Here is a 17,267-nt window from a genome sequence, read left to right as displayed (position 1 = left end):
GTAGCCGACCCCGTGCAGGGGAGACCCAGGAGCTGTCGATGACGATCACCACCAAGTCGGTCGAACCAGGCGTCGTCTCGGTCACCGTCGACTACCCGCCCGTCAACGCGATCCCATCCCGCGGATGGTTCGAGCTCGCCGACGCGATCACCGCCGCGGGCCGCGACCAATCCACCCACGTGGTGATCCTGCGCGCCGAGGGTCGGGGGTTCAACGCGGGCGTCGACATCAAGGAGATGCAGAAAACCGCCGCGGACGCGAGGAGCAAGAACGCCCCAGCTTTCACCGCGTTGATCGATGCGAACCGCGGATGCTTCGAAGCCTTCCGCGCGGTGTACGAATGCGCGGTGCCGGTGGTTGCGGCCGTCAACGGGTTCTGCGTGGGCGGCGGCATCGGTCTCGTCGGCAACGCCGACGTGATCGTCGCCTCCGACGACGCGACCTTCGGCCTGCCCGAGGTGGAGCGCGGCGCTCTCGGCGCGGCCACTCATCTGTCACGCCTGGTGCCGCAGCACATGATGCGCCGGCTGTTCTTCACGGCGGCCACCGTCGACGCCGCGACCCTGCACCACTTCGGCTCGGTGCACGAGGTGGTGCCACGCACCGACCTCGACGAGGCGGCGCTGCGGGTAGCGCGCGACATCGCCTCGAAGGACACTCGGGTCATCCGGGCGGCGAAGGAAGCGCTGAACCTCATCGACGTGCAGAAGGTCAACTCGAGTTACCGGATGGAACAGGGCTTCACGTTCGAGCTGAACCTGTCCGGAGTGTCCGACGAGCATCGCGACGCATTCGCAGGGACTGACAAGGGATCCAAGTGATTCGGCGGGTAGCGATGGGCCCACGCGCGCAGCGCAGGGGATGACTGGGGGATCGATGACAGACAAGAGAACAACACTCGACGAGGCGGTCGCTGCTGTCGAGAGCGGCATGACCGTCGGGATCGGTGGCTGGGGGTCACGGCGCAAACCGATGGCATTCGTCCGGGCTCTGCTGCGCACCGAGGTCACCGACCTGACCGTGGTGACCTACGGCGGGCCCGACCTCGGGCTGCTATGTTCGGCCGGCAAGGTCAAGCGGGTCTACTACGGTTTCGTATCTCTGGACTCAGCGCCGTTCTACGACCCGTGGTTCGCGAAAGCCCGAACCAGCGGCTCAATCGAATCACGAGAGATGGACGAGGGCATGCTGCGGTGCGGCTTGCAGGCTGCGGCGCAACGACTTCCGTTCCTGCCCATCCGCGCGGGCCTCGGCAGCGACGTTCGCGCGTTCTGGGGCGACGAGCTCAAGACCGTCAAGTCGCCGTATCCCACCGGCGGCGGCTACGAAGAGCTCGTCGCGATGCCCGCGCTCAACCTCGACGTGGCGTTCGTGCACCTCAACATCGGCGACGAACAGGGCAACGCCGCCTATACGGGCATCGACCCCTACTTCGACGACCTGTATCTGATGGCCGCGCAGAAGCGGTTGCTGTCGGTCGAGAGAGTGGTGCCGACAGAGGAACTGGTGAAATCGGTTCCAGCGCAGGCACTGCTGATCAACCGGATGATGGTGGACAGCGTGGTCGAGGCCCCGAACGGCGCGCACTTCACCACCGCTGAACCCGACTACAGGCGCGACGAGAAGTTTCAGCGCCACTACGCCGAAGCGGCCGCGTCCGACGAGACGTGGCAGGAGTTCGTCGACACCTACCTGTCCGGCAGCGAGGCCGATTACCAGGCGGCCGTGCGCAGATTTCAGGAGGCGTCGAAGTGATCTCCGTGTCCCGCGCAGAGGTGTGCGCCGTCGCATGCGCCGAACTCTTCCGCGACGCAGGCGAAATCATGGTCAGCCCGATGGCGACCATGGTGGCGATCGGTGCCAGGCTGGCCCGCCTTACGTTCTCCCCCGACATTCTGCTCACCGACGGCGAGGCCCGACTGCTGGCCGACACCCCGGCAATCGGTGCCTCGGGCGCGATCGAGGGCTGGATGCCGTTCGGGCGGGTCTTCGAGACGCTGGCCTGGGGCCGACGGCACGTCGTGATGGGCGCGAACCAGGTGGACCGGTACGGCAACCAGAATCTGTCCGCGTTCGGGCCACTGCAGCACCCCACCCGGCAAATGTTCGGCGTGCGGGGGGCACCGGGAAACACGATCAACCACGCAACCAGTTACTGGGTCGGCAACCACTCCAAGCGGGTGTTCTGTGACAGCGTGGACATCGTGTCCGGGATCGGTTGGAACAAGGTAGATCCCGACAACCCGGCATACCGGTTCGTCAACGTCTTCCGCGTGGTGTCGAACCTCGGCGTGTTCGACTTCAACGGTCCCGACCACACCATGCGTGCGGTATCGCTGCATCCCGGCATCGAGGCCCAACAGGTCCGCGAGAACACCTCCTTCGAGATTCACGGGCTGGATGAAGCCGGGCAGACTAGGCTCGCCACCGAGGACGAGCTGAAGCTCCTGCGAGAGGTTGTCGACCCGAAGTCTCTGCGGGACAAGGAAGTACGCGGATGATCAAACTGCGCACGCCCCTGACCGAACTGATCGGCATCGAGCATCCGGTGGTGCAGACCGGAATGGGCTGGGTGGCCGGTTCCCGGTTGGTGGCCGCGACGTCGAACGCCGGCGGCCTCGGCATCCTCGCGTCGGCGACGATGACACTGGAGGAACTGCAGACCGCGGTCACCAAGGTGAAGTCCGCGACCGACAAGCCGTTCGGGATCAATATCCGCGCCGACGCCGGAGATGCCGTCGACCGTGTCGGCCTGCTGATCCGGGAAGGCGTCAGGGTGGCTTCCTTCGCGCTGGCGCCCAAACCGGATCTGATCGCCAAGCTCAAAGATGCAGGCGTCGTGGTGATCCCGTCGGTCGGCGCAGCCAAGCACGCCAAGAAGGTCGCGGGTTGGGGTGCCGACGCGGTGATCGTTCAGGGCGGCGAAGGCGGCGGTCACACCGGGCCGGTGGCCACCACGCTGCTGCTGCCGTCAGTACTGGACGCAGTCGACATCCCTGTGGTGGCCGCAGGAGGATTCTTCGACGGGCGCGGCCTCGCCGCCGCGCTGTCTTACGGCGCGGCGGGTGTCGCGATGGGAACGCGTTTCTTGCTGACGTCGGACTCCACGGTGCCCGACGCCGTCAAGCAGCGTTATCTGCAGGCCGGCCTCGACGGCACGGTCGTTTCCACCCGCGTCGACGGCATGCCGCACCGGGTGCTGCGCACCGGGCTGGTGGAAAAGCTCGAAGGTGGTTCGCGGCTGCGCGGTTTCGGCGCGGCGATCCGCAATGCGCAGAAGTTCAAGAAGATGTCGAAGATGACGTGGCGGTCGATGATCAGCGACGGCCTCGAGATGCGCCACGGCAAGGAACTCACCTGGTCTCAGGTCGTGATGGCGGCCAACACACCGATGCTGCTGAAGGCCGGCCTGGTCGAGGGCAACACCGATGCGGGTGTACTGGCGTCCGGGCAGGTTGCCGGCATCCTGGACGACCTGCCGTCATGCGCCGAACTGGTCGAATCGATCGTCAGTGACGCAGTCAAACACCTGCGGGCAGCTGCCGCCCTCGTGAATGAAGGTTAATGCTTAACTTTCAGTAATTGAAGCTATAGTCTTCATATGTCTAGGATGAAGATCGCAGCTTCATCAGGTGTGAAGGCGACCCTCATCGGTGACGTCGTCGGCTCACGATCGCTCGCCGACCGCGCGGGCGTACACCGACTGCTCAACCGTGCGCTTCGCGATCTCACCGACGTGGCGATCGACCCGCCCGCCTTCACGGTCGGCGACGAGTTCCAGGGCGCGTTCAGCAGTGTCGGGCTGGCGATCGACGCGGCGCTGTCGCTGCGGCTGGCCGTCGCGCCTGCGATCGACGTGCGCTTCGGTATCGGCTGGGGTGCGGTCACCATGCTCGACGAGACAGCGGGAATCCAGGACGGCCCCGGCTGGTGGGCCGCCCGCGAGGCCATCGAGTGGACGGCATCGGTTCAACGCCAGCCCGGACTTGCGCTGGTACGGACGTCCTTCCGGGTCGCTGAGGGGATCAGGACCGATCTCGACGCGATCAACGCGGCACTGATTTGTCGGGACCACCTGCTTGGATCGTTAGACGACCGATCGACACGGATTGTGAAGGCACTGTTGACGAACCAGACCAAAAAGGACATCGCCGCGGCTGAAGGCATCAGCCCGTCGGCGGTGTCGCAGCGCTCCGGCCGCGACGGTCTCGATTTGATCGTCGTCGCTTCGGAGTACCTGCGGAGCGTGCCGTGAGCGCGCTGGCGGTAATGCTCATCGCAATGGGCATCGCCGATGCGGTCCGGCGCCTGGTCCGCCGCGTATGGGTGCCTGCGATGGTCGCGCCCACCGTGGTGGTGGTCTGCGCGGCACTGTCCGGGCTGTGGCATCACGGCGACATCCCGCTGTTGATCATCGCGGCCGCCGCCGGCGCGAGCTGGGTCCTGTTGGGTGCCCGCGCGGAACGCGGCGACCACGAGGGCGCACCGCTGGCGGTGTTCGGGCTCACGCTCGCCGCCCTGATCCTGTTGTCGGGATGGGCTTCCGACGTCGGTGGTCTCGTTGCGCGATGGTCGTCGTGGGTCGAGGTGCAAGGTATCGGCGATGTCAGCCCGAACCGGCTGCTGATGGTCGTCGGCGCAGTACTGCTGCAGTTCGTCACCGGCAACCAGTTGGTGCGGCTGGTGCTCGGCTCGGTCGGCGCCGTGAAACCCGAGGGTCAGCCGCAGCCTTCGGACCGGCTCAAGGGCGGTCGCCTGCTCGGGCCGATGGAAAGAATCCTGATCTTCGGGCTCGGCCTGGCCGGTCAGCTCGCAGCGGCCACCGCCGTCGTCGCCGCGAAGAGCATCATCCGGTTCCCGGAGATCAACGCTGCCAAGGCCCGCGAGAACGGGAACATCGGCATCGACGCCGTCACCGAGTACTTTCTCGTCGGCAGTTTCGCCAGCTGGATCATCGCGCTGGGCGGCCTTGCGCTGGCCCAGTGACGATCTGCTCGTCTAGAGCCGTTCGATGATCGTCACGTTGGCCGTGCCGCCGCCCTCGCACATCGTCTGAAGTCCGTAGCGCCCACCGGTGCGCTCCAAGGTGTTCAGCATCGTCGCGAACAGCTTGGCCCCAGTCGCACCGAGGGGGTGGCCAAGCGCGATCGCGCCGCCGCTGGGGTTGACCTTCGTATGGTCCGCCTTGGTTTCCTTGAGCCAGGCCATCACCACGGGCGCGAACGCCTCGTTGATCTCGACGGTGTCGATGTCATCGATGGACAGGCCCGTCTTGTCCAGCGCGTAGCGCGTTGCCGGGATCGGGCCCGTCAGCATGAAAACCGGGTCGGCGCCGCGAGCGCTGATGTGGTGAATGCGGGCCCGCGGTTTGAGGCCGTGATCCTTGACGGCCTGCTCCGACGCCAGCAGCACGGCGCTGGCGCCGTCGGAGATCTGGCTGGCCATCGCGGCGGTCAACCGACCACCGTCGACCAGGGTCTTGAGGCCGGCCATCTTCCCCAGCGAGGTGTCGCGCGGACCTTCGTCGGTGACGAACCCATCGACCGGGATGATCTCGTTTTCGAAGTATCCGGCGCGGATCGCTTCCTGCGCACGCTGATGGCTGGTGAGCGAGTACTCCTCCATCTCCTCACGCGAGATGTTCCACTTCTCGGCGATCAACTCGGCACCGCGGAACTGGGAAATCTCCTGATCGCCGTAGCGCTGCAGCCAGCTCTTCGACTCGTTGGTGGGCGAGGTGAAGCCGAACTGCTCGGCGACCATCATTGCCGACGAGATCGGGATCTGGCTCATGTTCTGCACACCGCCGGCGACGATAAGGTCCGCGGTGCCGGACATGATCGCTTGAGCGCCAAAGGAAATCGCCTGCTGGCTGGAACCACACTGCCGGTCGACGGTGACACCCGGCACTTCTTCCGGGTATCCGGCGGCAAGCCATGACAGCCGCGCGATGTTCCCTGCCTGGGGCCCGATGGCATCGACACATCCGGCGATCACGTCGTCCACCGCGCCGGGATCGGCGTCGACCCGATCGAACAGTCCGCGCCACGCTGCGGCCCCCAGATCCAACGGGTGCACACCCGCCAGTGATCCGTTTCGCTTGCCGACCGCGGTGCGTACGGCTTCGACTACATATGCCTCAGGCATTTCAAGCTCCTTCTTTGGTGATGCCGCCAAGGACTATGGCCAGGTAATGCCGGCCGACCTGCTCCGCCGTCAACGGTCCGCCTGGCTGATACCAGCGAACTGAAACCCACGTGGTGTCGCGGATGAACCGGTAGACCAGATCGACGTCGAGATCCGGCCGCAGGCAGCCCTCCCCGACCCCCTGGTTGAGCACGTCCACCCACATCTTGCGTTGCTCTTTGTTGCGAGCTTCGACGAAGTCGAACTGCGGCAGCGCCGAAAGCCGTTTGGCCTCGTCCTGGTAAATGACGACCTGGGCGTGGCGGTGCTCGATGGCCTCGAAGGATGCCATGAACAATCCCTTGAGCCGCGCGAGCGGATCCGGCTCGGTGTCAACGATTTCCCGATACCGACCGAACAGCCAGTCGAGGAAGTCGCGCAGCACTTCCTCGACCATCTGCTCTTTGCTTTTGAAATGGTGGTAGAGGCTTCCGGACAGTATTCCCGCGGAGTCCGCGATGTCTCGCACCGTCGTCGCGCGCAGGCCGCGCTCGGCGAACATCGTCGCGGCGAGCTGGAGAAGCTCATCGCGTCTGCTCGCCGACTGCGGGCCCGGCTGCGCAGTCATGCTCGCTGGCTCGACACCGAAATGACTTCTCCGGTCAGGTAACTGGAGTAGTCACTGGCCAGGAACGCGATGGTGGCCGCGACCTCCCATGGTTCGGCCGCCCGGCCGAACGCCTCGCCCTCGGACAGTCGGTCGAGCAGATCGGCCGAACTCGTCTTCTCCAGGAACTTGTGCCGCGCGATACTCGGCGACACCGCGTTGATGCGCACGTCGTGCTCGACGGCTTCGATTGCGCTGCAACGGGTGAGCGCCATTACGCCTGCCTTGGCTGCGGCGTAGTGCGACTGCGAATGCTGGGCCCGCCAACCGAGCACGCTGGCGTTGTTGACGATCACGCCGCCGTGCTCGGCGTCGCGGAAGTACCGCAGTGCGGCACGCGTTGCCCGCATCACCGACGTCAGCGTGACGTTGAGGACCCGGTCCCATTCGTCGTCGGTCATGTCGATGACCGGAGTCTGACCGCCGAGCCCGGCGTTGTTGACGAGCACGTCGAGGCGGCCCATCCTTGCGGTCGTCGATGCGATCAGCGCGTCCACCTGAGCGGTCGACGTCACATCGCACACCACGCTCTCGACCCGACCGAGGCCGAGCCCGGCCAGCTGGTCCCTGGTCTCGCCCAACCGCCGTTCGTGGTGATCGGAGACGACCACGTCGGCGCCCTCGGCCAGCGCGCGGCGCGCGACCGCCGCCCCGATGCCGGTGCCGGCCGCCGCGGTCACCACCACGACCTTGCCCGTCAGAAGTCCGTGCCCGTCAATCTCTTTCGGAGCGTGTGCGAGACTCATACCAGTCTCCTCTTCGCGCGGGCGCTCATCGGCCCTTCACCTCACGCGGTAGGCCGAGCACGCGCTCGGCGATGATGTTGCGCTGGATTTCGTTGGACCCGCCGTAGATGGTGTCTGCACGGGTGAACAGGTAAAGATGTTGCCACTGATCGAATTTGCCGTCATCGGTTACCAGGCCGGCCTTCCCGACGACGTCCATCGCCAGTTCGCCGAGATCGCGATGCCAGTTGGCCCACAGCAGCTTGGACACATTGTCCTGACCCGGCCCGATGTCGCCGGCGGTGCGGCCCCCGCGCTGCTCCACGTCCATGGTCGCCAATGCGTAGGAACGCATCGTCTGCAGGCCGACCCATGATCGAGTCAGCCGCTCACGGATCAGCGGGTCGTCGACGCTGCCGGTCTGCTTGGCCACCTCTGCCAGATTGGAAAGCTCGCGCGCGTAACGGATCTGTTGGCCGAGCGTCGACACTCCGCGCTCGAATGTCAGTGTGCCCATTGCGACGCGCCAGCCGTCGCCCGGGGTGCCGACCACGAGGTCGGCGTCGGTGCGGGCGTCGTCGAAGAACACCTCGTTGAAATCCGCGGTGCCGGTCAACTGGACGATTGGGCGCACCTCGACGCCGGGCTGATCGAGCGGCACGAGTAGATAGGACAGTCCCGCATGGCGTTGGGAACCCTTCTCGCTGCGGGCGACCACAAAACACCACTGCGACAGGTGGGCCATCGACGTCCAGACCTTCTGGCCGTTGATCACCCACTGGTCGCCGTCGAGTTCGGCGGTGGTCGACACGTTCGCCAGATCGCTCCCGGCGCCGGGCTCCGAATAACCCTGACACCACAGTTCGGTGACATCGAGGATCTTCGGAAGGAACCGCTGCTGCTGCTCCGGGGTGCCGTAAGCGATCAGCGTCGGGCCGAGCAGTTCCTCGCCGAAATGGTTCACCTTGTCGGGTGCGTCGGCCTTGGCATACTCCTCGTAGAAGGCGACGCGGTGCGCGACCGAAAGGCCGCGGCCACCGTGCTCCTCGGGCCAACCCAGACACGTCAGGCCGGCAGCCGCGAGGTGCTTGTTCCACGCCAGCCGTGCCTCGAATGCCTCATCCTCGCGACCGGGTCCGCCCAGGCCCTTGAGCGCGGCGAATTCACCGACGAGATTGTCGGCGAGCCAGTCGCGGACCTCGGCCCGGAACTCCTGGACCTCTATCACCCCTGTAGGCTAACCTACCAAGCACTTGCTTTGTTAGAGGAGCATCGATGACGCCCGATCTGAGGACCATTCCGCAGGTCCTGGACCGGATTGCCGACCAATTCGCCGACCATGACGCGCTGGTCACCGACGCCGGCGGTGCCGGCAATCCAGCAGGAGCTCGGCGGCTGAGCTTCGCGCAATTGCGCCACGAGGTCCGAAAGGCCGCCGCCGCGATGATCGACATGGGCGTTGCCGCCGGGGACGGCGTCGCGATCTGGTCGCCGAACACTTGGCACTGGGTGGTCGCATGCCTGGCCACCCACTATGCGGGCGGCGTGGTCGTCCCCCTCAACACGCGCTACACCGCAGGAGAGGCCGCCGACGTGCTGGCCCGCACGGCAGCGTCACTGCTGGTTGCAGCCGGTGAATTCCTCGGCGCGGACAAGACCGCGGGCCTGGACAGGGCTGCGCTGCCCGATCTGCGGCACATCGTGCGCGTTCCGATCGATAAGGATGACGGCACCTGGGACGAGTTCGTCGCCCGCGGCTCGGATCTGGACGCTGTCGAGCGCCGCGCGGCCGCCGTGAAGCCGGACGACGCCTCGGACATCCTGTTCACCTCCGGCACCACAGGCCGCAGCAAGGGTGCGCTCTGTGCACACCGGCAATCGCTCGACGCATCCGCGGCGTGGGCCGCCTGCGGTCACGTCACCAGCGCCGACCGCTACCTCTGCATCAACCCGTTCTTCCACAACTTCGGCTACAAAGCGGGCATCCTTGCCTGTCTGCAGACCGGGGCCACGCTGATCCCCCAGCTGACGTTCGATCCGGAGAAGGCGATGGCCGCGGTGGCCGAACACCGGATCACCGTGCTCCCCGGACCACCGACGATCTACCAGACCCTGCTCGACCATCCCAGGCGCGGCGACTACGACCTGAGCTCACTGCGATTCGCGGTCACCGGCGCGGCGACGATCCCGGTGGTGCTGATCGAGCGCATGCAGTCGGAACTCGACATCGACATCGTGCTGACGGCATACGGGCTGACCGAGGCGAGCGGGTTCGGCACGATGTGCCGCGCCGACGACGACGCCGTCACCGTCGCCACCACATGCGGGCGCCCGATCGCCGACTTCGAGCTGCGCATCGACAACCCAGCCGAAGACGGGGCGGGCGAGGTGTTGTTGCGTGGACCCAACGTGATGCTCGGGTATCTCGACGATCCAGAGGCGACCGCCAACACCATCGACGCCGACGGCTGGCTGCACACCGGCGACGTCGGCTGCGTCGACGAGGCCGGGAATCTGAAGATCACCGACCGGCTCAAGGACATGTACATCTGCGGCGGATTCAATGTCTACCCCGCCGAGATCGAACAGGTGCTCGCACGGCTGGACGGTGTCGCAGAGGCCGCGGTGATCGGCGTGCCCGACGACCGGTTGGGCGAGGTCGGCAAGGCGTTCGTCGTCAAGCTGCCCGGCGCCGAGCTCGATGAGGCCACCGTGATCGCTTATACGCGTGAGCATCTGGCGAATTTCAAGGCACCGCGATCAGTGGCGTTTCTCGACGTCCTGCCGCGCAACCCGGGAGGCAAAGTGGTCAAGCCGCAACTACGGGAGACGATCTAGTGGATCTGGCTTTCGACAACGATACCGAGGAGTTCCGGGCCGAGGTCCGCGACTTCCTCGCCGCGAACACGGAGCACTTCCCGACCAAGTCCTACGACACGGCCGAGGGTTTCGAGCAGCATCGGCGTTGGGACAAAATCCTTTTCGACGCGGGGCTGTCGGTGATCGCGTGGCCGAAGCGCTACGGTGGCCGCGAGGCCACGCTGCTGCAGTGGATCGTGTACGAGGAGGAGTACTTCCGCGCAGGCGCACCGGGGCGCGCCAGCGCCAACGGCACCTCCATGCTGGCTCCGACGCTGTTCGCACACGGCACCGAGGAGCAACTCGACCGGGTGCTGCCGAAGATGGCCAGCGGCGAGGAGATCTGGGCCCAGGCCTGGTCCGAGCCGGAGTCGGGCAGCGACCTGGCGTCGCTGCGCTCCACGGCCACCAGGACCGACGGCGGCTGGAAGCTAAACGGGCAGAAGATCTGGAGTTCGCGGGCGCCGTTCGGGGACAGGGCGTTCGGGCTGTTCCGGTCCGACCCGGAAGCGCAGCGGCACAAGGGCCTGACGTACTTCATGTTCGACCTGAAGGCCGACGGGGTGACGGTGCGGCCGATCGCGCAACTCGGCGGCGACACCGGCTTCGGTGAGATCTTCCTCGACGACGTCTTCGTCGGTGACGAGGACGTGATCGGCGAACCCCACGACGGATGGCGCGCCGCGATGAGCACGTCGAGCAACGAACGCGGGATGTCGCTGCGCAGCCCGGCGCGGTTTCTGGCGCCCGCCGAGCGGCTGGTCCGGCAGTGGAAGGCCGATCCCGACCCGGCCTTCGCCGACCGGGTCGCCGACGCCTGGATCAAGGCGCAGGCCTACCGACTGCACACCTTCGGCACCGTCACCCGACTCGCCGACGGCGGCGAGCTGGGCGCCGAGTCGTCGATCACCAAGGTGTTCTGGTCGGATCTCGATGTGGCCATGCACCAGACCGCGCTTGACATGGCCGGCGCGGACGGCGAGCTGGTCGGCTCCTCCGGACGCGAGGAGGGAAAATACTCGTGGACCGACGGGCTGCTGTTCGCGCTCGGCGGCCCGATCTACGCGGGCACCAACGAGATCCAACGCAATATCATCGCCGAGCGGCTACTGGGTCTGCCCCGAGAGCCCAAGGGACAGAAATGAACTTCGAGATCGACGAACAGCAGCGCGACTTCGCCGCGAGCATCGATGCCGCGCTCGGCGCAGCAGGCGTTCCGGCGGCGGTGCGCGCATGGGCGGAGGGCGATACCGGACCGGGGCGCAAGATCTGGGCGACGTTGACGGACCTCGGCGTGACGGCGCTGCTGGTGCCGCAACGGTTCGACGGCATCGGGGCGCATCCCGTCGACCTCGTGGTCGCCACGCAGCGACTCGGATACTGGGGTGTGCCCGGACCGGTCACCGAATCCATCGCGGTCGCACCGGTTCTACTCGCCGACGACGAGCGCTGCGGTGCACTTGCGTCCGGCGAGTTGATCGCGACGGCCGCCCTCCCCCCGCACGTGCCACGCGCCGTCGACGCCGACTCCGCCGGCCTGATTCTCGTCGCGGGCGACGGTGAGGTGCGCAACGGCAGCGCGGGCCGTCAACACGAGTCCGTCGACCCCGCACGGAAGCTGTTCGATGCAACGGCAGCCGGCGACGCCCGAAAGGCAGACACCGCAAAGGCTTTCGAGTACGGCGTGCTCGCTAACGCAGCGCAACTGGTCGGTGCGGGCCAAGCCATGCTAGACGCGTCGGTGGACTACGCGAAGCAGCGCAGCCAGTTCGGCAGGACCATCGGGTCCTACCAGGCGATCAAGCACAAGCTTGCCGACGTGCACATCGCCGTCGAGTTGGCCAGGCCGCTGGTCTTCGGTGCGGCGCTGTCGCTGGCGGACGGATCCGGCGACACAGCACGCGATGTCAGCGCGGCGCTCGTGGCGGCCGCCGATGCCGCGCTGCTGTCCGCGCGCTCGTCGCTGCAGACCCACGGCGCCATCGGCTTCACCCAGGAGCACGACCTGTCGCTGCTGCTGTTGCGGGTACAGGCGCTGCGGTCGGCATGGGGTGACCCGACATGGCACCGCCGCCGGGTATTGGAGGGCTTGGGATGAGTGAAGAACGTGAGCTGCTGCGCCAAACCGTCGCGGCGCTCGTCGACAAGCACGCAACGCCCGCCGCGGTACGCCAGGCCATCGAGTCAGAAAGCGGCTACGACGAGTCGCTGTGGAAGTTGTTGTGCGAGCAGGTCGGAGCGGCCGCACTCGTGGTGCCAGAGGAGTTGGGCGGCGCGGGTGGCGGACTCGCCGATGCCGCCGTCGTTCTCGAAGAACTGGGTAAGGCGCTTGCGCCGACGCCACTGCTCGGCACGACGCTGGCCGAGATCGCGCTACTGTCCGCCGACGAACCAGATGCGGAGACGATCGAAAGACTCGCCGAAGGCTCTGCGATCGGGACAGTGGTCTTCGATCCCGAGTTCGTCATCAACGGCGGCGTGGCCGATGTCGTCGTCGCCGCCGACGGCACGACGCTCACCCGCTGGACCGAGTTCACGGCGACCCCCGTCGGCACCATGGACCCGACACGACCTTTGGCCCGGGTACAGCCTGCCGGCACAGCCGTCATCGGCGCCGACCCCGGGCTCGCCGACGCGGCCGCGATCCTGATGGCCGCCGAACAGATCGGTGCCGCGGGCAAGTGCCTCGACCTGACCGTCGAATACACCAAGGACCGAGTCCAGTTCGGCCGCCCGATCGGCAGCTTCCAGGCGCTCAAGCACCGGATGGCCGACCTGTACGTCGCGGTACAGTCGGCGCGCGCGGTGGTCGACGAGGCCGTCGCGGAACCGTCGGCCACGTCGGCGGCGCTGGCCCGATTCGCGGCCAGCGAAGCCTTCTCCAAGGTGGCCGCCGAGTCCGTGCAGATGCACGGCGGCATTGCGATCACCTGGGAGCACGACATCCAGCTGTACTTCAAACGCGCGCACGGCAGCGCACAGCTGCTCGGGCCACCGAGGGAGCATCTGCGGCGGCTCGAATCGAAATTGCTCTAACGTTTCGCATATGAGGACGTCTCTGCGTGCAGGCATCCCGCCGTTCTACGTGATGGACGTATGGCTGGCCGCTGCGGAACGCCAGCGCACGCACGGCGATCTGGTGAATCTGTCGGCAGGCCAACCGAGCGCGGGGGCACCCGCGGCGGTGCGCGCCGCGGCGAAAGCCGCCCTCGACGGCACAGTGCTCGGTTACAGCGTCGCGCTGGGTATCCCCGAACTGCGGGCGGCCATCGCGAGCGCTTATCAAGCCCGGCACGGATTGGCCGTCGATCCCAACGACGTGGTGATCACCACCGGCTCCTCGGGTGGATTCCTGCTGGCGTTCCTCGCCTGCTTCGACGTCGGCGACCGGGTCGCGATCGCCAGCCCCGGCTATCCCTGCTACCGCAACATTCTGTCGGCGCTCGGATGTGAGGTCGTCGAGATCCCGTGCGGACCCGAGACCAGGTTCCAGCCGACAGCGCGGATGCTCGCCGACCTCGATCTGCCCGTACAGGGCGTCATCGTGGCGAGCCCCGCCAATCCAACCGGCACCGTGATTCCGCCGGACGAGCTGGCGGCGATCGCGTCGTGGTGCGAAGCCTCGGGTGTTCGGCTGATCAGCGACGAGGTTTACCACGGGCTGGTCTACGAGGGTGCACCCGAAACCAGCTGTGCGTGGGAGACATCGCGGGAAGCCGTTGTGGTCAACAGCTTCTCGAAGTACTTCGCGATGACCGGGTGGCGGCTCGGATGGCTTCTGGTACCGCACGAACTGCTGCGCGCGGTCGACCGCCTGACCGGAAACTTCACGATTTGCCCGCCCGTACTGTCTCAGCTGGCGGCGGTTGCGGCGTTCACGCCGGAGTCGGTCGCCGAGGCGGACGCCCTGCTTGACCATTACGCCGCCAACCGCGGGTTGCTGCTCGACGGCATGCGCAAGATGGGGATCGATCGGCTCGCGCCGACCGACGGTGCGTTCTACGTGTATGCCGACGTGTCGCATCTGACGGACGACTCGTTCTCGTTCTGTTCGAAGCTGCTGGCCGACACCGGGGTTGCCATCGCGCCGGGCATCGATTTCGACACCCAGCGCGGCAGTTCCTTCGTCCGGCTGTCGTTCGCGGGCCCGACCGGCGACGTCGAGGAGGCGCTGCACCGCATCGGCGCCTGGCTCGGCTGATCGTCAGTGCAGCGCTCGACCGTGCGAATTCGGACGGAACTCGCCGGAAAAGTGTTCAAATCCGCACACCCGAACACACGGTCAGCGCGCGCTCCAGCCGCCGTCCATGCTGTAGGAAGCACCGGTCACCATGCCGGCGTCGAATGATGCGAGCCAAACCACAAGCGATGCAACCTCTTCGGGTTCGAGGAGACGTTTGATCGCGCTCTCCTTCAGGAACACCTCCTCGACGACCTGCTGCTCGGGGATGCCGTGGGTGCGGGCCTGATCGGCGATCTGCTTGGTCACCAAAGGCGTGCGGACGTACCCCGGGTTGACGCAGTTGCTCGTCACACCGTGAGGGCCGCCCTCGAGTGCCGTCACCTTGGACAGTCCCTCGAGCGCGTGCTTGGCGGTGACGTAGGCGACCTTGTACTCGGAGGCGCGCAGACCGTGCACCGACGAGATGTTGATGATGCGTCCGAAGGCGTTTTCGTACATGTGCGGCAGCGCAGCGCGGATCAGCAGAAATGGTGTCTCCACCATCAGCGTCTGGATGAATCGGAAGCGTTCGGGCGGAAACTCGGCGATCGCGCTCACGTGCTGTACGCCGGCGTTGTTGACCAGGATGTCGGTTTCCAGCTTCAGCGTCTCCAGCGGCCCGACATCGGAGAAGTCGACGATCCAGGCCGTCCCGCCGATCTCGTCAGACAGTGCTTCAGCTGCTGCTTCATCGATATCGGCGACGGTCACCACCGCTCCGCGGCGCGCCAATTCACGCGCGCAGGCTGCCCCAATACCGCTGGCTGCGCCGGTGACCAGCGCGGTGCGGCCATCCAAGTCGGTCACGTCGACGAAGGTACCCCCGTCTGCAATGGTCGAAAACGCGTCGAATACGAAGAAGGGGCACCCGCTATGGGGCGCCCCTTCGTGTGGCTAGTTGCTCAGCGGCTCTGCTGCACGCTGGTGCTCACCTGCGGCGCGTTGGCGTGCTGATGAATGTCGTTGAGCCAACCAAGATGATCGACACCTGCCGAAGCGGGAGCGGCGAGGCCGATGACGGCCGCAGTCAAACCGCTGGCTATGATGCTGGCAAACCCGAGCTTCTTCATTTTCATGCCTTCTTCTTTTTCCTGTGGTATCCGGTCCTCAGCGGTCCGAATTCCGTCTTGCCGGTCTTTGCGGATCTTTCTAACCGGTCTGACTTCATAAACAGGCAGGTCACATGTTTAATTCCGCTGGCAGCAATTGAACGGCAGTTGGCAGGAACAGACTGCCCGGCATGCGCGCACCGCGTTCGCAGGCGTCTTTTGCCATGGCCTTGTGCAGTGGGTCACAGCTAAACTCAGGCTTATGCCGTTCATCGATCATCCGAAGGGTAGGGCCTACTACCGGCACTGGCCGGCAGCGCAACCACGCGCCGTCGTCGTGTTCCTGCACGGCTTCGGTGAACACACCGGCGTCTATCACCGTTACGGGTTCGCGCTCAACGCCGCGGGCATCGACCTGTGGGCGGTCGACCAGTTCGGTCACGGGCTGAGCCCGGGGTCGCGCGGTGACTTCGGCTCCGTCGCCGACAGCGCGGACCTCGCGGAGGTGTTGACCGAGTTGGCCGAGGGGGAACGGCCCGGTCTGCCGCTGATCGCCCAGGGCCATTCGTTCGGTGCGGTGGTGACGCTGACGCGGCTGCTCGACCAGCCCGACCGCTACCGCGCAGGCATCATCTCCGGTGCTCCGCTGGTGCCGATCCCCGAGATGCTCGACGCGGACACCTCATTCGACCTTGACCCGCACACGCTGTCCCACGACCCGTTCTATCTGGACTCGCTCGAAAACGATCCGCTGGCCTTTGTGGACGCCGACGGGGCGCCGTTGGCGCGAGCGCTGGACACGGCATGGGACCGCTTCGGCAACGACTTGCCGCGGCTGAGGGTGCCGACGCTGGCGGTGCACGGTGTTGCCGACCCGATCGCTGACATCGGTGCGGTGCAGGCCTACGCCGAGCAGATCGAACCGCTGCAGCTCAAGCAATATCCGGGCGGACACCACGACATCCTGAACGACACCATGCACCGCGAGGTGGCGAGCGCGGTCATCGACTTCATTGCCGAGATGGGCGCACACACAGGCACGGGAAGCTAGAGCCAGGTGTCGTCGGTGGTGGCGGTGAGAAACGCCTCGAGGTCGTCGCGCCAGTGCGCGGGCGTGTTCTTGTCCGGTTCGATTCCCGTGTACTGGCCGCGGTAGAACAGCAGCGGCCGCGGCTTCTTGTGCGGCACATCGGTCAATGAGTGCACCGCACCGAAAACGACGAGGTGGTCGCCCCCGTCATGGACCGAATGCACCGTGCAGTCGATGTGCGCCAGCGCGCCCTTGATCACCGGAGAGCCCAATGTCGATGAGCCCCAATCGATTCCGGCGAACTTGTCGGGTTCCTTGGAACCGAATCGTGCCGAGACATCCGTCTGCTTCTCGTGCAACACGTTCACACAGAACTTGCCGGACGCTTCGATGGCCTTCCAGGACCGCGACACCTTGGTCGGGCAGAAGAGAACCAGCGGCGGCTCCAGCGACAGTGCCGCAAACGACTGGCAGGCGAAACCGACCGGTGCATCGTCGTGCATCGTGGTGATGACGGTGATGCCGGTGCAGAACTGCCCCAGCACATTTCGGAATGCGCGAGGGTCCATCGCTTCTTCGCTCCTCGCAT

Annotated in this window: 19 protein-coding genes; 12 read left to right on the top strand and 7 right to left on the bottom strand. The window is 66.2% G+C overall.

Features of this window, described 5'->3' with window-relative positions; translation table 11 throughout:
• Window positions 1-38 precede the first annotated feature (38 nt).
• Genes echA20 through QOC76_RS18010 form a run of 6 tightly spaced genes read left to right on the top strand, consistent with a single transcriptional unit; the run spans window position 39 to window position 4,986 of the window.
• Entirely contained in the window at window positions 39-821 is a 783-nt protein-coding gene (echA20, locus tag QOC76_RS18035; protein ID WP_526358808.1) for a (7aS)-7a-methyl-1,5-dioxo-2,3,5,6,7,7a-hexahydro-1H-indene-carboxyl-CoA hydrolase, read from the top strand.
• Between the two features lie 55 nt (window positions 822-876).
• Complete coding sequence (ipdA, locus tag QOC76_RS18030; protein ID WP_526358806.1) at window positions 877-1,755, top strand: cholesterol ring-cleaving hydrolase subunit IpdA; 879 nt, start codon at window positions 877-879, stop codon at window positions 1,753-1,755.
• Window positions 1,752-2,501, top strand: coding sequence for a cholesterol ring-cleaving hydrolase subunit IpdB (gene ipdB, locus QOC76_RS18025; RefSeq protein WP_526358804.1), 750 nt, complete (start codon window positions 1,752-1,754; stop codon window positions 2,499-2,501). The genes ipdA and ipdB overlap by 4 nt, the downstream gene beginning before the upstream one ends.
• Window positions 2,501-3,565 (top strand): (3aS,4S,5R,7aS)-5-hydroxy-7a-methyl-1-oxo-octahydro-1H-indene-4-carboxyl-CoA dehydrogenase, encoded by a 1,065-nt coding sequence (gene ipdC / locus QOC76_RS18020; RefSeq protein WP_526358894.1) that lies wholly within the window; start codon window positions 2,501-2,503, stop codon window positions 3,563-3,565. The genes ipdB and ipdC overlap by 1 nt, the downstream gene beginning before the upstream one ends.
• Before the next feature lie 36 nt (window positions 3,566-3,601).
• A complete protein-coding gene (locus QOC76_RS18015) occupies window positions 3,602-4,255 on the top strand; it encodes a SatD family protein (protein ID WP_526358802.1) in 654 nt (217 codons plus the stop codon).
• A complete protein-coding gene (locus tag QOC76_RS18010; RefSeq protein ID WP_526358800.1) occupies window positions 4,252-4,986 on the top strand; it encodes a hypothetical protein in 735 nt (244 codons plus the stop codon). The genes QOC76_RS18015 and QOC76_RS18010 overlap by 4 nt, the downstream gene beginning before the upstream one ends.
• Window positions 4,987-4,998: 12 nt before the next feature.
• On the opposite strand, the gene fadA6 is transcribed toward QOC76_RS18010, so the two are convergent.
• Genes fadA6 through ipdE1 form a run of 4 tightly spaced genes read right to left on the bottom strand, consistent with a single transcriptional unit; the run spans window position 4,999 to window position 8,746 of the window.
• Window positions 4,999-6,147, bottom strand: a complete 1,149-nt coding sequence (gene fadA6, locus QOC76_RS18005) for a steroid 3-ketoacyl-CoA thiolase FadA6 (protein WP_526358798.1) — start codon at window positions 6,145-6,147, stop codon at window positions 4,999-5,001.
• Between the two features lies 1 nt (window position 6,148).
• Entirely contained in the window at window positions 6,149-6,754 is a 606-nt protein-coding gene (kstR2, locus tag QOC76_RS18000) for a TetR family transcriptional regulator KstR2 (RefSeq protein ID WP_526358796.1), read from the bottom strand.
• Window positions 6,751-7,539, bottom strand: a complete 789-nt coding sequence (gene ipdF / locus QOC76_RS17995; protein WP_526358794.1) for a (5R,7aS)-5-hydroxy-7a-methyl-1-oxo-2,3,5,6,7,7a-hexahydro-1H-indene-carboxyl-CoA reductase — start codon at window positions 7,537-7,539, stop codon at window positions 6,751-6,753. The genes kstR2 and ipdF overlap by 4 nt, the downstream gene beginning before the upstream one ends.
• Before the next feature lie 25 nt (window positions 7,540-7,564).
• Window positions 7,565-8,746: an acyl-CoA dehydrogenase IpdE1 gene (gene ipdE1, locus QOC76_RS17990; RefSeq protein ID WP_526358792.1), complete on the bottom strand. Its 1,182-nt coding sequence runs from the start codon at window positions 8,744-8,746 to the stop codon at window positions 7,565-7,567.
• Window positions 8,747-8,793: 47 nt separating this feature from the next.
• Between ipdE1 and fadD3 the strand changes: the two genes are divergently transcribed.
• From fadD3 to QOC76_RS17965, 5 genes are read left to right on the top strand one after another with little or no spacing between them, the layout of a single operon-like run.
• Complete coding sequence (gene fadD3, locus QOC76_RS17985) at window positions 8,794-10,356, top strand: 3-((3aS,4S,7aS)-7a-methyl-1,5-dioxo-octahydro-1H-inden-4-yl)propanoate--CoA ligase FadD3 (protein ID WP_526358790.1); 1,563 nt, start codon at window positions 8,794-8,796, stop codon at window positions 10,354-10,356.
• Window positions 10,356-11,522, top strand: coding sequence for an acyl-CoA dehydrogenase family protein (locus QOC76_RS17980; RefSeq protein ID WP_526358788.1), 1,167 nt, complete (start codon window positions 10,356-10,358; stop codon window positions 11,520-11,522). The genes fadD3 and QOC76_RS17980 overlap by 1 nt, the downstream gene beginning before the upstream one ends.
• Entirely contained in the window at window positions 11,519-12,475 is a 957-nt protein-coding gene (locus QOC76_RS17975) for an acyl-CoA dehydrogenase family protein (RefSeq protein WP_526358786.1), read from the top strand. Before QOC76_RS17980 ends, QOC76_RS17975 begins: the two co-directional genes overlap by 4 nt.
• The gene (gene ipdE2, locus QOC76_RS17970; RefSeq protein ID WP_526358784.1) at window positions 12,472-13,413 is read left to right on the top strand and encodes an acyl-CoA dehydrogenase IpdE2; all 942 of its coding nucleotides are present in this window, start codon (window positions 12,472-12,474) and stop codon (window positions 13,411-13,413) included. Before QOC76_RS17975 ends, ipdE2 begins: the two co-directional genes overlap by 4 nt.
• A 10-nt stretch (window positions 13,414-13,423) precedes the next feature.
• On the top strand, window positions 13,424-14,578 hold the full coding sequence (locus QOC76_RS17965; RefSeq protein ID WP_526358782.1) for a pyridoxal phosphate-dependent aminotransferase: 1,155 nt from the start codon (window positions 13,424-13,426) through the stop codon (window positions 14,576-14,578).
• Window positions 14,579-14,659: 81 nt separating this feature from the next.
• Here QOC76_RS17965 and QOC76_RS17960 read toward each other — a convergent pair whose 3' ends face one another.
• Together QOC76_RS17960 and QOC76_RS17955 are read right to left on the bottom strand one after the other, a co-directional pair.
• Window positions 14,660-15,406: a 3-hydroxybutyrate dehydrogenase gene (locus QOC76_RS17960; protein WP_526358780.1), complete on the bottom strand. Its 747-nt coding sequence runs from the start codon at window positions 15,404-15,406 to the stop codon at window positions 14,660-14,662.
• A gap of 95 nt (window positions 15,407-15,501) precedes the next feature.
• Window positions 15,502-15,675 (bottom strand): hypothetical protein, encoded by a 174-nt coding sequence (locus QOC76_RS17955; RefSeq protein WP_526358778.1) that lies wholly within the window; start codon window positions 15,673-15,675, stop codon window positions 15,502-15,504.
• 235 nt (window positions 15,676-15,910) lie between these two features.
• Between QOC76_RS17955 and QOC76_RS17950 the strand changes: the two genes are divergently transcribed.
• On the top strand, window positions 15,911-16,699 hold the full coding sequence (locus QOC76_RS17950) for an alpha/beta hydrolase (RefSeq protein ID WP_526358776.1): 789 nt from the start codon (window positions 15,911-15,913) through the stop codon (window positions 16,697-16,699).
• Here the strand turns inward: QOC76_RS17950 and hsaB are convergent.
• Window positions 16,696-17,247, bottom strand: coding sequence for a 3-hydroxy-9,10-secoandrosta-1,3,5(10)-triene-9,17-dione monooxygenase reductase subunit (hsaB, locus tag QOC76_RS17945; RefSeq protein WP_526358774.1), 552 nt, complete (start codon window positions 17,245-17,247; stop codon window positions 16,696-16,698). The genes QOC76_RS17950 and hsaB overlap by 4 nt on opposite strands.
• Window positions 17,248-17,267 lie beyond the last annotated feature (20 nt).

The sequence above is a fragment of the Mycobacterium sp. genome (genome assembly GCF_032159565.1).
Classification (GTDB): Bacteria; Actinomycetota; Actinomycetes; order Mycobacteriales; family Mycobacteriaceae; genus Mycobacterium.
The sequence above is the reverse complement of the archived record's forward strand: the minus strand, read 5'-3'. Positions and strand labels throughout refer to the sequence as shown.

Excerpts from the sequence above, each read along its gene's own strand:
- QOC76_RS17950 (WP_526358776.1), top strand. The coding sequence starts at position 15,911 with ATGCCGTTCATCGATCATCCGAAGGGTAGGGCCTACTACCGGCACTGG.
- ipdA (WP_526358806.1), top strand. The coding sequence starts at position 877 with ATGACAGACAAGAGAACAACACTCGACGAGGCGGTCGCTGCTGTCGAG.
- QOC76_RS17965 (WP_526358782.1), top strand. The coding sequence starts at position 13,424 with ATGAGGACGTCTCTGCGTGCAGGCATCCCGCCGTTCTACGTGATGGAC.
- QOC76_RS18015 (WP_526358802.1), top strand. The coding sequence starts at position 3,602 with ATGTCTAGGATGAAGATCGCAGCTTCATCAGGTGTGAAGGCGACCCTC.
- ipdF (WP_526358794.1), bottom strand. The coding sequence starts at position 7,539 with ATGAGTCTCGCACACGCTCCGAAAGAGATTGACGGGCACGGACTTCTG.
- ipdE2 (WP_526358784.1), top strand. The coding sequence starts at position 12,472 with ATGAGTGAAGAACGTGAGCTGCTGCGCCAAACCGTCGCGGCGCTCGTC.
- fadD3 (WP_526358790.1), top strand. The coding sequence starts at position 8,794 with ATGACGCCCGATCTGAGGACCATTCCGCAGGTCCTGGACCGGATTGCC.
- echA20 (WP_526358808.1), top strand. The coding sequence starts at position 39 with ATGACGATCACCACCAAGTCGGTCGAACCAGGCGTCGTCTCGGTCACC.
- QOC76_RS17975 (WP_526358786.1), top strand. The coding sequence starts at position 11,519 with ATGAACTTCGAGATCGACGAACAGCAGCGCGACTTCGCCGCGAGCATC.
- kstR2 (WP_526358796.1), bottom strand. The coding sequence starts at position 6,754 with ATGACTGCGCAGCCGGGCCCGCAGTCGGCGAGCAGACGCGATGAGCTT.
- fadA6 (WP_526358798.1), bottom strand. The coding sequence starts at position 6,147 with ATGCCTGAGGCATATGTAGTCGAAGCCGTACGCACCGCGGTCGGCAAG.
- hsaB (WP_526358774.1), bottom strand. The coding sequence starts at position 17,247 with ATGGACCCTCGCGCATTCCGAAATGTGCTGGGGCAGTTCTGCACCGGC.
- QOC76_RS17955 (WP_526358778.1), bottom strand. The coding sequence starts at position 15,675 with ATGAAAATGAAGAAGCTCGGGTTTGCCAGCATCATAGCCAGCGGTTTG.